We start from the raw sequence: 12,730 nt of genomic DNA on the forward strand, positions 1-12,730 counted from the left end.
CCACAGTTCTACTTCCGTACTACTGACGTGACCGGTACCATCGAACTGCCAGAAGGCGTAGAGATGGTAATGCCAGGCGACAACGTGAACATGGTTGTAACCCTGATTCACCCAATCGCGATGGATGACGGTCTGCGTTTCGCAATCCGTGAAGGCGGCCGTACTGTAGGCGCTGGTGTTGTTGCTAAAGTTATCGCTTAATCGCTGATAAAGTTTGACGCGACACGCGGTAAAAGGGCATCATTTGATGCCCTTTTTCTACGCTGTGAACTAGAACCTATCTCATCAGCGATTTTGCAGTCATAATCATTGGTGAGATGGGCTCTTAAACCGTATTGACTGAATACGTCATGGCGTAAAACACCGGGATATCGCTAGTGCGGTATCCGATCGGTTTGGTTTGCCTCGCAATGCGAGGCAAAGTTGTTTGTTCTGAATCATCATTGTGACAGGTTGGTTTATGAGTGCGAATACCGAGGCTCAAGGGAGCGGACGCGGCCTGGAAGCGGCAAAGTGGCTGATCGTCGCCGTTCTGTTGGTTGTGGCTATTGTCGGTAACTATTACTACCGTGATTTAAGCCTGCCATTGCGCGCGCTGGCAGTTGTGCTGATCATCGCCGTTGCAGGTGCAGTGGCTCTGATGACCACCAAAGGCAAAGCTACCGTTGCGTTTGCCCGCGAAGCGCGTACCGAAGTACGTAAAGTGATTTGGCCAACTCGTCAGGAAACGCTACACACCACGTTGATCGTTGCCGCGGTAACCGCCGTGATGTCACTGATTCTGTGGGGGCTGGATGGTATTCTGGTCCGTCTGGTGTCGTTTATTACTGGCCTGAGGTTCTAAAATGTCTGAAGCTCCAAAAAAACGTTGGTACGTCGTTCAGGCGTTTTCCGGTTTTGAAGGTCGCGTAGCGCAATCGCTGCGTGAACACATCAAACTGCACGATATGGAAGAGCTGTTCGGCGAAGTGATGGTGCCTACGGAAGAAGTGGTTGAAATCCGTGGTGGCCAGCGTCGCAAGAGCGAGCGTAAATTCTTCCCTGGCTACGTGCTGGTGCAGATGGTGATGAATGACGCCAGCTGGCACCTGGTGCGCAGCGTACCGCGTGTCATGGGGTTCATCGGCGGTACGTCTGACCGTCCTGCGCCGATCAGCGATAAAGAAGTTGATGCGATCATGAACCGCCTGCAGCAGGTCGGTGACAAACCGCGTCCGAAAACGCTGTTCGAACCGGGCGAGCTGGTGCGCGTCAACGACGGCCCGTTTGCCGATTTCAACGGCGTGGTCGAAGAAGTCGATTACGAGAAGAGCCGCCTGAAAGTTTCCGTTTCCATCTTCGGTCGTGCAACGCCGGTGGAACTGGACTTCAGCCAGGTTGAAAAAGGTTGATCGAATAATCAGCAATAAGCGGTCCGTTGCCGCTTGTCAAAGGCGCGAAATTGAACTACAATTTCGCGCCTTTTGTTTTTAGATGCCTTGCCTGATGTTTGTCCGGCGAGGTTAAACACGGGGAGCCTCTCACGAGGCGATACTACCCAAACCGAGGAAATTTAAATGGCTAAGAAAGTACAAGCCTACGTTAAGCTGCAAGTTGCAGCTGGTATGGCTAACCCGAGCCCACCAGTGGGTCCAGCTCTGGGTCAGCAGGGCGTTAACATCATGGAATTCTGTAAGGCATTCAACGCTAAAACTGACAGCGTTGAGAAAGGTCTGCCGATTCCGGTTGTTATCACCGTTTATTCTGATCGCTCCTTCACTTTCGTTACCAAAACCCCGCCAGCAGCAGTTCTGCTGAAAAAAGCGGCTGGTATCAAGTCTGGTTCCGGTAAGCCGAACAAAGACAAAGTAGGTAAAGTGACCCGTGCTCAGGTACGTGAAATCGCAGAAACCAAAGCTGCGGACATGACTGGTTCTGACGTTGAAGCGATGACTCGCTCCATCGAAGGTACCGCTCGTTCCATGGGCCTGGTAGTGGAGGATTAAGAGATGGCTAAGCTGACCAAGCGCATGCGCGTGATCCGTGACAAAGTTGATGCTACTAAACAGTATGACATCACTGAAGCTGTTGCTCTGCTGAAAGAGCTGGCCACCGCTAAATTCGTAGAAAGCGTTGACGTTGCCGTTAACCTCGGTATCGACGCTCGTAAATCTGACCAAAACGTTCGTGGCGCTACCGTTCTGCCACACGGCACCGGTCGTTCCGTTCGCGTTGCCGTATTTACCCAAGGCGCTAACGCTGAAGCAGCGAAAGCTGCCGGCGCAGAGCTGGTAGGTATGGACGATCTGGCTGAGCAGATCAAGAAAGGCGAAATGAACTTCGACGTTGTTATTGCTTCCCCGGATGCAATGCGCGTTGTAGGTCAACTGGGCCAGATCCTGGGTCCACGCGGCCTGATGCCAAACCCGAAAGTGGGTACCGTTACTCCGAACGTTGCTGAAGCAGTGAAAAACGCTAAAGCAGGTCAGGTTCGCTACCGTAACGACAAAAACGGCATCATCCATACCACTATCGGTAAGGTTGATTTCGACGCAGACAAACTGAAAGAAAACCTGGAAGCCCTGCTGGTTGCGCTGAAAAAAGCAAAACCTTCTCAGGCGAAAGGCATGTACATCAAGAAAGTTAGCCTCTCCACCACCATGGGTGCTGGCGTTGCTATCGATCAAAGCGGTCTGTCTGCCGCAGCGAACTAATCGCACTTGCGATTATCGCTTTGACTTGGGGCCGAGATTTGTCTAGAATCTTATGCCCCAAGGTTTTGCTATTGGCTATGCCGTAGGCAAAACAAAGATTTTTCGGTTGGAGCCTGGCCTATCCAGGCCTCCGTCCAAGACCGCAGGTGTATCGCAAGATACTTAATCCTTCCTGCGTAGACGGTGACAGAGCCTAAGAAAATTTTTCTTTTTTATAAAAGAATGTCTTTGCTGGATTCTGCTCACCGTGTTAAGCCGCTCGGCGTGGCGTTTTACAAAGCGCCGAGTGAAGTGAGTTCCGGGGGATTTTCCCCGGCTAATCCAGGAGCAAAAAGCTAATGGCATTAAATCTTCAAGACAAACAAGCGATTGTTGCTGAAGTCAGCGAAGTAGCCAAAGGCGCGCTGTCTGCGGTTGTTGCGGATTCCCGCGGCGTTACCGTAGATAAAATGACTGAACTGCGTAAAGCAGGTCGTGAAGCTGGCGTTTACATGCGTGTTGTTCGCAACACCCTGATGCGTCGCGTAGTTGAAGGCACTCCATTCGAATGCCTGAAAGACACGTTTGTCGGTCCAACCTTGATTGCATTCTCTCACGAACACCCGGGCGCTGCTGCTCGTCTGTTCAAAGAGTTCGCGAAAGCGAATGCAAAATTCGAGGTTAAAGCTGCGGCCTTTGAAGGTGAGCTGATCCCAGCGGCGCAAATCGACCGCCTGGCGACGCTGCCAACTTACGAAGAAGCGATCGCACGCCTGATGGCAACCATGAAAGAAGCCGCTGCCGGCAAACTGGTTCGCACTCTGGCTGCAGTACGCGATCAGAAAGAAGCGGCGTAAGCCACTCTTTCTTAGCCTTTGCTAACGTATTTAAACTATTTCTGAATTTTAGGAACAATTGTTATGTCTATCACTAAAGACCAAATCCTGGAAGCAGTTGCCGCTATGTCCGTAATGGACGTTGTTGAACTGGTTTCCGCTATGGAAGAAAAATTCGGCGTTTCTGCTGCTGCTGCTGTAGCTGTAGCTGCTGGCCCAGCTGAAGCTGCTGAAGAGAAAACTGAATTCGACGTTATCCTGAAAGCTGCAGGCGCTAACAAAGTTGCTGTTATCAAAGCAGTACGTGGCGCTACCGGCCTGGGTCTGAAAGAAGCTAAAGACCTGGTTGAATCTGCTCCAGCCGCTCTGAAAGAAGGCGTGAGCAAAGATGACGCAGAAGCTCTGAAAAAATCTCTGGAAGAAGCTGGCGCAGAAGTTGAAGTTAAATAAGCCAACCCTTCCGGTTGCAGCCTAGTCTTTTAGGCTGATGGCTGGTGACTTTTTAGTCACCAGCCTTTTTGCGCTGTAGGGCGCCAGTAGCGTTTCACACTGTTTGGCTGCTGGTTTCGCCTCCCAATGTTTGTTTCTATCGACGACTTAATATACCGCGGTCTTTGCACTACCAGGAGTTCTGGGGGAAGGCGCGATGAAATGGTTTAAGCGTGATAGCAAGAGATATTGCGGAAAGTGTTCCCGCTTTCCGGTCGACAAAACGGTGTTGCATGAACTGTCCCTAATCGGACGGACAGATTGGGTCACTGATCAGCGAGCTGAGGAACCCTATGGTTTACTCCTATACCGAGAAAAAACGTATTCGTAAGGATTTTGGTAAACGTCCACAAGTGCTGGACATACCATATCTCCTTTCTATCCAGCTTGACTCGTTCCAGAAGTTTATCGAGCAAGATCCAGAAGGGCAGTACGGCCTTGAAGCCGCATTCCGTTCTGTTTTCCCTATCCAGAGCTACAGTGGCAATTCGGAGCTGCAATACGTTAGCTACCGTCTTGGTGAGCCGGTCTTCGACGTCAAAGAGTGCCAGATCCGTGGTGTGACGTTCTCTGCACCGCTGCGCGTAAAACTGCGCCTGGTTATCTATGAGCGCGAAGCGCCTGAAGGTACGGTCAAAGACATCAAGGAACAAGAAGTCTACATGGGCGAAATTCCGCTCATGACCGAAAACGGCACCTTTGTGATCAACGGTACTGAGAGGGTTATCGTATCTCAGTTGCACCGTAGTCCTGGCGTATTCTTTGACAGCGATAAGGGTAAAACCCACTCCTCGGGTAAAGTGCTGTACAACGCACGCATCATCCCTTACCGCGGTTCATGGTTGGACTTCGAGTTCGATCCGAAAGACAACCTGTTCGTGCGTATTGACCGTCGCCGCAAACTGCCTGCGACCATCATTCTGCGCGCGCTGAACTACACCACTGAACAGATCCTCGACCTGTTCTTTGACAAGATCGTCTTCGAAATCCGCGACAACAAGCTGCAGATGGAGCTGGTGCCAGAGCGCCTGCGTGGTGAGACCGCTTCGTTCGATATCGAAGCCAACGGCAAGATCTACGTAGAGAAAGGCCGTCGCATCACCGCTCGTCATATCCGTCAGCTGGAAAAAGACGACATTCAGAGCATTGAAGTACCGGTAGAGTACATCGCGGGCAAAGTGGTCGCGAAAGACTATATCGATACCAATACCGGCGAACTGATCTGCGCAGCCAACATGGAGCTGTCGCTGGATCTGCTGGCCAAGCTGAGCCAGTCCGGCCACAAGCGCATCGAAACGCTGTTCACCAACGATCTGGACCACGGCGCGTACATCTCTGAAACGCTGCGTGTCGATCCGACCAACGATCGTCTGAGCTCGCTGGTAGAAATCTACCGCATGATGCGCCCTGGTGAGCCGCCAACGCGCGAAGCTGCCGAAAGCCTGTTCGAGAACCTGTTCTTCTCCGAAGACCGCTACGATCTGTCCGCGGTTGGCCGTATGAAGTTCAATCGTTCTCTGCTGCGCGACGAGATCGAAGGTTCGGGCATCCTGAGCAAAGACGACATCATCGAAGTGATGAAGAAGCTCATCGATATCCGTAACGGCAAGGGCGAAGTGGACGATATCGACCACTTGGGCAACCGTCGTATCCGCTCCGTCGGCGAAATGGCCGAGAACCAGTTCCGCGTAGGTCTGGTGCGTGTTGAGCGTGCGGTGAAAGAGCGTCTGTCTCTGGGCGATCTGGATACCCTGATGCCTCAGGACATGATCAACGCCAAACCGATTTCGGCGGCGGTGAAAGAGTTCTTCGGCTCCAGCCAGCTGTCCCAGTTCATGGACCAGAACAACCCGTTGTCCGAGATCACGCACAAGCGTCGTATCTCCGCACTGGGCCCGGGCGGTCTGACCCGTGAGCGCGCCGGCTTTGAAGTTCGAGACGTACACCCGACCCACTACGGCCGCGTGTGCCCAATCGAAACGCCGGAAGGTCCAAACATCGGTCTGATCAACTCCCTGTCCGTGTACGCACAGACTAACGAGTATGGCTTCCTGGAAACCCCGTACCGCCGCGTGCGTGACGGCGTGGTGACCGATGAAATCAACTACCTGTCTGCTATTGAAGAAGGCAACTTCGTTATCGCCCAGGCGAACTCCAACCTGGATGACGAAGGCCGCTTCGTAGAAGACCTGGTCACCTGCCGCAGCAAAGGCGAATCAAGCCTGTTCAGCCGCGACCAGGTTGACTACATGGACGTATCCACCCAACAGGTCGTTTCCGTTGGTGCCTCACTGATTCCATTCCTGGAACACGATGACGCCAACCGTGCATTGATGGGTGCGAACATGCAACGTCAGGCCGTACCAACCCTGCGCGCCGATAAGCCGCTGGTCGGTACCGGTATGGAACGCGCTGTAGCGGTTGACTCCGGCGTAACCGCCGTTGCCAAACGCGGCGGTGTGATCCAGTACGTGGATGCTTCCCGTATCGTTATCAAAGTTAACGAAGACGAGATGTACCCGGGCGAAGCAGGTATCGATATTTACAACCTGACCAAGTACACCCGTTCTAACCAGAACACCTGCATCAACCAGATGCCGTGTGTGAATCTGGGTGAGCCAATCGAGCGCGGTGACGTGCTGGCGGATGGCCCATCGACAGACCTGGGCGAACTGGCGCTGGGCCAGAACATGCGCGTAGCGTTCATGCCTTGGAACGGCTACAACTTCGAAGACTCCATCTTGGTCTCCGAGCGCGTGGTGCAGGAAGATCGCTTCACCACCATCCACATCCAGGAACTGGCGTGCGTGTCTCGCGACACCAAGCTGGGGCCTGAAGAGATCACCGCCGACATCCCTAACGTGGGTGAAGCGGCGCTCTCCAAGCTGGATGAATCCGGTATCGTGTATATCGGTGCTGAAGTGACCGGCGGCGACATCCTGGTCGGTAAGGTAACGCCTAAAGGTGAAACTCAGCTGACGCCGGAAGAGAAACTGCTGCGTGCGATCTTCGGTGAGAAAGCGTCTGACGTTAAAGACTCTTCTCTGCGTGTGCCGAACGGCGTTTCCGGTACGGTTATCGACGTGCAGGTCTTCACCCGCGATGGCGTGGAAAAAGACAAGCGCGCGTTGGAAATCGAAGAGATGCAGCTGAAGCAGGCGAAGAAAGACCTGACTGAAGAACTGCAGATCCTGGAAGCCGGCCTGTTTGCGCGTATCCACGCGGTACTGGTTGCCGGTGGCATCGAAGCCGACAAGCTGAGCAAGCTGCCGCGCGATCGCTGGCTGGAACTGGGCCTGACCGACGAAGAGAAGCAAAACCAGCTGGAGCAGCTGGCTGAGCAGTACGACGAACTGAAATCCGACTTCGAGAAGAAGCTGGAAGCCAAGCGTCGTAAGATCACTCAGGGCGACGATCTGGCGCCGGGCGTACTGAAAATCGTCAAGGTTTATCTGGCCGTTAAACGTCAGATCCAACCGGGTGACAAGATGGCGGGCCGCCACGGTAACAAGGGTGTTATCTCCAAGATCAACCCGATCGAAGATATGCCTTACGATGAAAACGGCACGCCGGTAGACATCGTACTGAACCCGCTGGGCGTACCATCACGTATGAACATCGGTCAGATCCTGGAAACCCACCTGGGTATGGCTGCGAAAGGCATCGGTGAGAAGATCAACCAGATGCTGAAGCAGCAGCAGGAAGTGGCCAAGCTGCGTGAGTTCATCCAGAAGGCCTACGATCTGGGCGACGACGTTTGCCAGAAAGTTGACCTGAACACCTTCAGCGACGACGAAGTGCTGCGTCTGGCAGAGAACCTGAAAAAAGGTATGCCGATCGCAACGCCGGTGTTTGACGGTGCGAAAGAGACTGAAATCAAGAAGCTGCTGGAAATGGGCGGTATCCCGACCTCCGGTCAGATCACGCTGTTCGATGGCCGTACCGGTGAGCAATTCGAGCGCCAGGTTACTGTCGGCTATATGTACATGCTGAAACTGAACCACTTGGTTGACGATAAAATGCACGCCCGTTCAACCGGTTCTTACAGCTTGGTTACTCAGCAGCCTCTGGGTGGTAAAGCGCAGTTCGGTGGTCAACGCTTCGGTGAGATGGAAGTGTGGGCACTGGAAGCATACGGCGCGGCTTATACCCTGCAGGAAATGCTCACCGTTAAGTCGGATGACGTTAACGGCCGTACCAAGATGTACAAAAACATCGTGGATGGCGATCACCGGATGGAGCCAGGCATGCCGGAATCCTTCAACGTACTGTTGAAAGAAATCCGCTCGCTCGGCATCAACATCGAACTGGAAGACGAGTAATCGTCATTCCGGCTCAGGCTCCCCGCCTAAGGGAGCCTGAGGGTGGTTGTTCAGGTCACACGGGTACCTACTGCGGTTGTGGGTGCCCAACAGGTTTAACTCCGACAGGAGCCAATCCGTGAAAGACTTATTGAAGTTTCTGAAAGCGCAAACTAAGACCGAAGAGTTTGATGCGATCAAGATTGCTCTGGCCTCGCCAGACATGATCCGTTCGTGGTCGTTCGGTGAAGTTAAGAAGCCGGAAACCATTAACTACCGTACGTTCAAACCAGAGCGTGACGGCCTTTTCTGCGCCCGTATCTTCGGGCCGGTAAAAGATTACGAGTGCCTGTGCGGTAAGTACAAGCGCTTGAAACACCGCGGCGTGATCTGTGAGAAGTGCGGCGTTGAAGTGACCCAGACCAAAGTGCGTCGTGAGCGCATGGGCCACATCGAGCTGGCTTCCCCGACTGCGCACATCTGGTTCCTGAAATCGCTGCCATCCCGCATCGGTTTGCTGCTGGATATGCCGCTGCGTGACATCGAACGCGTACTGTACTTCGAATCCTATGTGGTGGTCGAAGGCGGTATGACCAACCTCGAGCGTCGTCAGATCCTGACCGAAGAGCAGTATCTGGACGCGCTGGAAGAGTTCGGTGACGAATTCGACGCCAAGATGGGTGCGGAAGCCATTCAGGCCCTGTTGAAAAACATGGATCTGGAAGCCGAGTGCGAGCAGCTGCGTGAAGAGCTGAACGAAACCAACTCCGAAACCAAGCGCAAGAAGCTGACCAAGCGTATCAAGCTGCTGGAAGCGTTCGTACAGTCCGGTAACAAGCCGGAGTGGATGATCCTGACCGTGCTGCCGGTACTGCCGCCGGATCTGCGCCCGCTGGTTCCGCTGGATGGCGGTCGTTTCGCGACGTCGGATCTGAACGATCTGTATCGCCGCGTGATCAACCGTAACAACCGTCTGAAACGCCTGCTGGATCTGGCTGCGCCGGACATCATCGTGCGCAACGAAAAGCGTATGCTGCAAGAAGCGGTAGACGCCCTGCTGGATAACGGCCGTCGCGGTCGTGCGATCACCGGTTCTAACAAACGCCCTCTGAAATCTTTGGCCGACATGATCAAAGGTAAGCAGGGTCGTTTCCGTCAGAACCTGCTCGGTAAACGCGTTGACTACTCAGGCCGTTCCGTTATCACCGTAGGTCCATACCTGCGTCTGCATCAGTGCGGTCTGCCTAAGAAGATGGCGTTAGAGCTGTTCAAACCGTTCATCTACGGCAAATTGGAGCTGCGTGGCCTGGCCACCACCATCAAAGCCGCCAAGAAAATGGTTGAGCGTGAAGAAGCCGTCGTTTGGGATATCCTGGACGAAGTGATTCGCGAACACCCGGTACTGCTGAACCGTGCACCAACCCTGCACCGTTTGGGTATCCAGGCGTTTGAACCGGTTCTGATCGAAGGTAAAGCGATCCAGCTGCACCCGCTGGTTTGTGCGGCATATAACGCCGACTTCGATGGTGACCAGATGGCCGTTCACGTACCGCTGACGCTGGAAGCCCAGCTGGAAGCGCGTGCGCTGATGATGTCCACCAACAACATCCTGTCCCCAGCGAACGGCGAGCCAATCATCGTTCCTTCTCAGGACGTTGTACTGGGTCTGTACTACATGACCCGCGACTGTGTTAACGCCAAAGGCGAAGGCATGGTGCTGAACGGTTCCAAAGAAGCTGAGCGTGTTTACCGCGCCGGCCTGGCGTCGCTGCATGCGCGCGTTAAAGTGCGTATCACCGAAGACGTCAAGAACGCCGAAGGCGAGTGGACCTCTCAGACCAGCATCATCGACACCACCATCGGCCGCGCCATCCTGTGGATGATCGTACCGAAAGGTCTGCCGTACGCGATCGTTAACCAGCCTTTGGGCAAGAAAGCGATCTCCAAGATGCTGAACACCTGTTACCGCATCCTGGGCCTGAAGCCGACCGTTATCTTTGCTGACCAGATCATGTACACCGGCTTTGCTTACGCTGCCCGTTCCGGCGCTTCCGTAGGTATCGACGACATGGTTATCCCGGCCAAGAAGGCGGAGATCATCGAAGAAGCGGAAACCGAAGTTGCCGAGATCCAGGAGCAGTTCCAGTCTGGTCTGGTGACCGCCGGCGAACGCTACAACAAAGTGATCGATATCTGGGCTGCCGCGAACGAACGCGTTGCGAAAGCGATGATGGAAAACCTGTCGGTAGAAGACGTGGTTAACCGTGACGGCGAAGTGGAACAGCAAGTTTCCTTCAACAGCATCTTTATGATGGCCGACTCCGGTGCGCGTGGTTCCGCCGCTCAGATTCGTCAGCTGGCCGGTATGCGTGGTCTGATGGCGAAGCCGGACGGCTCCATCATCGAAACGCCAATCACCGCGAACTTCCGTGAAGGTCTGAACGTACTCCAGTACTTCATCTCCACTCATGGTGCTCGTAAAGGTCTGGCGGATACCGCACTGAAAACCGCGAACTCCGGTTATCTGACCCGTCGTCTGGTTGACGTGGCGCAGGACCTGGTGGTGACCGAAGACGACTGTGGCACCCACGACGGCATCCTGATGACTCCGGTTATCGAAGGTGGCGACGTGAAAGAGCCGCTGCGTGAACGCGTTCTGGGCCGTGTGACGGCAGAAGACGTCCTCAAGCCGGGTACGGCGGACATTCTGGTGCCGCGCAACACCCTGCTGAACGAGAAGGCGTGTGACCTGTTGGAAGAGAACTCTGTCGACAGCGTTAAAGTCCGTTCCGTGGTGAGCTGTGAAACCGACTTCGGTGTGTGTGCAAACTGCTACGGTCGCGACCTGGCACGTGGCCACATCATCAACAAAGGTGAAGCCATCGGCGTTATCGCGGCACAGTCCATCGGTGAGCCGGGTACACAGCTGACGATGCGTACGTTCCACATCGGTGGTGCGGCATCTCGTGCGGCTGCTGAATCCAGCATTCAGGTGAAAAACAAGGGTAGCATCAAGCTGAGCAACGCGAAGTTCGTTATGAACGCCGCAGGCAAGCTGGTGATCACCTCGCGTAACACCGAACTGAAACTGATCGACGAATTCGGCCGTACCAAAGAAAGCTACAAGGTGCCTTACGGCGCCGTGATGGGCAAAGGCGACGGTGAAGAAGTTAACGGCGGCGAAACCGTTGCTAACTGGGATCCGCATACCATGCCGGTCATCAGTGAAGTCAGCGGCTTCATTCGCTTCGCCGACATGGTCGACGGCCAGACGATTACTCGTCAGACCGACGAACTGACCGGTTTGTCTTCTCTGGTTGTTCTGGACAGCGCAGAGCGTACCGGTAGCGGTAAAGACCTGCGTCCGGCACTGAAAATCGTTGACGCTAAGGGCGAAGACGTATTGATCCCAGGTACTGATATGCCTGCTCAATACTTCCTGCCGGGCAAAGCGATCGTTCAGCTGGAAGACGGCATTCAGATCGGTGCGGGTGATACCCTGGCGCGTATTCCTCAGGAATCCGGCGGTACCAAGGATATTACCGGTGGTCTGCCGCGCGTTGCCGACCTGTTCGAAGCGCGTCGTCCGAAAGAGCCGGCAATCCTGGCTGAAATCAGCGGGATTATCTCGTTCGGTAAAGAGACCAAAGGCAAACGTCGCCTGGTGATCTCTCCGCTGGACGGCAGCGACGCTTACGAAGAGATGATTCCGAAATGGCGTCAGCTCAACGTGTTCGAAGGCGAAGTGGTGGAACGTGGCGACGTCGTCTCCGACGGCCCAGAGTCTCCGCACGACATTCTGCGTCTGCGTGGCGTGCATGCGGTTACCCGCTACATCACCAACGAAGTGCAGGAAGTTTACCGTCTGCAAGGCGTTAAGATTAACGATAAGCACATCGAAGTTATCGTTCGTCAGATGCTGCGTAAAGGCACTATCGTTAGCGCTGGTGGCTCCGAGTTCCTGGAAGGCGAGCAGGCTGAAGTGTCTCGCGTCAAGATTGCCAACCGTCAGCTGGAAGCTGAAGGTAAGATCCCGGCAACCTTCTCGCGCGATCTGCTGGGTATCACCAAGGCTTCCTTGGCGACCGAGTCCTTCATCTCCGCCGCATCGTTCCAGGAAACGACGCGCGTTCTGACCGAAGCTGCCGTAGCCGGCAAGCGCGACGAACTGCGTGGCCTGAAAGAGAACGTCATCGTGGGCCGTCTGATCCCAGCCGGTACCGGTTACGCTTATCATCAGGATCGCATGCGTCGTCGTGCTCAGGGCGAAGCGCCGGTTGTTCCGCAAGTCAGCGCGGAAGAAGCGACTGCGAACCTGGCCGAACTGCTTAACGCAGGTCTGGGCGGCAGCGACGACGAGTAATCGTCATCCGCTCCGCGGGCCCGCTACGCCGGGCCTATCGCCAGATAAACCGCTCCCTAGGGGGCGGTT

At 54.6% G+C, this 12,730-nt stretch carries 8 protein-coding genes and 1 pseudogene; all 9 read left to right on the forward strand.

The window, feature by feature from the left end; genetic code table 11:
* Nucleotides 1-201, forward strand: a pseudogene (gene tuf, locus H7A77_RS23715) (elongation factor Tu); the annotation flags it as partial.
* A 259-nt stretch (nt 202-460) separates the two neighbouring features.
* The gene (gene secE / locus H7A77_RS23720; RefSeq protein WP_004929916.1) at nt 461-844 is read left to right on the forward strand and encodes a preprotein translocase subunit SecE; all 384 of its coding nucleotides are present in this window, start codon (nt 461-463) and stop codon (nt 842-844) included.
* A gap of 1 nt (nt 845) precedes the next feature.
* Nucleotides 846-1,391: a transcription termination/antitermination protein NusG gene (nusG, locus tag H7A77_RS23725; RefSeq protein WP_004929914.1), complete on the forward strand. Its 546-nt coding sequence runs from the start codon at nt 846-848 to the stop codon at nt 1,389-1,391.
* Nucleotides 1,392-1,556: 165 nt separating this feature from the next.
* Entirely contained in the window at nt 1,557-1,985 is a 429-nt protein-coding gene (gene rplK / locus H7A77_RS23730) for a 50S ribosomal protein L11 (protein WP_015376316.1), read from the forward strand.
* Between the two features lie 3 nt (nt 1,986-1,988).
* The gene (rplA, locus tag H7A77_RS23735) at nt 1,989-2,693 is read left to right on the forward strand and encodes a 50S ribosomal protein L1 (RefSeq protein WP_004929908.1); all 705 of its coding nucleotides are present in this window, start codon (nt 1,989-1,991) and stop codon (nt 2,691-2,693) included.
* 338 nt (nt 2,694-3,031) lie between these two features.
* The gene (gene rplJ, locus H7A77_RS23740; protein WP_004929905.1) at nt 3,032-3,529 is read left to right on the forward strand and encodes a 50S ribosomal protein L10; all 498 of its coding nucleotides are present in this window, start codon (nt 3,032-3,034) and stop codon (nt 3,527-3,529) included.
* 63 nt (nt 3,530-3,592) lie between these two features.
* Nucleotides 3,593-3,958 (forward strand): 50S ribosomal protein L7/L12, encoded by a 366-nt coding sequence (rplL, locus tag H7A77_RS23745; RefSeq protein ID WP_004929903.1) that lies wholly within the window; start codon nt 3,593-3,595, stop codon nt 3,956-3,958.
* Nucleotides 3,959-4,290: 332 nt separating this feature from the next.
* Nucleotides 4,291-8,319 carry a DNA-directed RNA polymerase subunit beta gene (rpoB, locus tag H7A77_RS23750; protein WP_047024913.1) on the forward strand — a complete coding sequence of 1,343 codons (4,029 nt, stop codon included), beginning with the start codon at nt 4,291-4,293 and terminating at the stop codon, nt 8,317-8,319.
* A 118-nt stretch (nt 8,320-8,437) separates the two neighbouring features.
* A complete protein-coding gene (gene rpoC / locus H7A77_RS23755; RefSeq protein WP_033644357.1) occupies nt 8,438-12,661 on the forward strand; it encodes a DNA-directed RNA polymerase subunit beta' in 4,224 nt (1,407 codons plus the stop codon).
* Nucleotides 12,662-12,730 lie beyond the last annotated feature (69 nt).

This window comes from Serratia sp. ME47 (assembly GCF_903970925.1).
GTDB classification, from domain to species: Bacteria; Pseudomonadota; Gammaproteobacteria; order Enterobacterales; family Enterobacteriaceae; genus Serratia; species Serratia ureilytica.

What these genes read in the sequence shown, in the direction of transcription:
- secE (WP_004929916.1), top strand. Translation starts at nt 461, where the DNA reads ATGAGTGCGAATACCGAGGCTCAAGGGAGCGGACGCGGCCTGGAAGCG.
- nusG (WP_004929914.1), top strand. Translation starts at nt 846, where the DNA reads ATGTCTGAAGCTCCAAAAAAACGTTGGTACGTCGTTCAGGCGTTTTCC.
- rplA (WP_004929908.1), top strand. Translation starts at nt 1,989, where the DNA reads ATGGCTAAGCTGACCAAGCGCATGCGCGTGATCCGTGACAAAGTTGAT.
- rplK (WP_015376316.1), top strand. Translation starts at nt 1,557, where the DNA reads ATGGCTAAGAAAGTACAAGCCTACGTTAAGCTGCAAGTTGCAGCTGGT.
- rplL (WP_004929903.1), top strand. Translation starts at nt 3,593, where the DNA reads ATGTCTATCACTAAAGACCAAATCCTGGAAGCAGTTGCCGCTATGTCC.
- rpoB (WP_047024913.1), top strand. Translation starts at nt 4,291, where the DNA reads ATGGTTTACTCCTATACCGAGAAAAAACGTATTCGTAAGGATTTTGGT.
- rplJ (WP_004929905.1), top strand. Translation starts at nt 3,032, where the DNA reads ATGGCATTAAATCTTCAAGACAAACAAGCGATTGTTGCTGAAGTCAGC.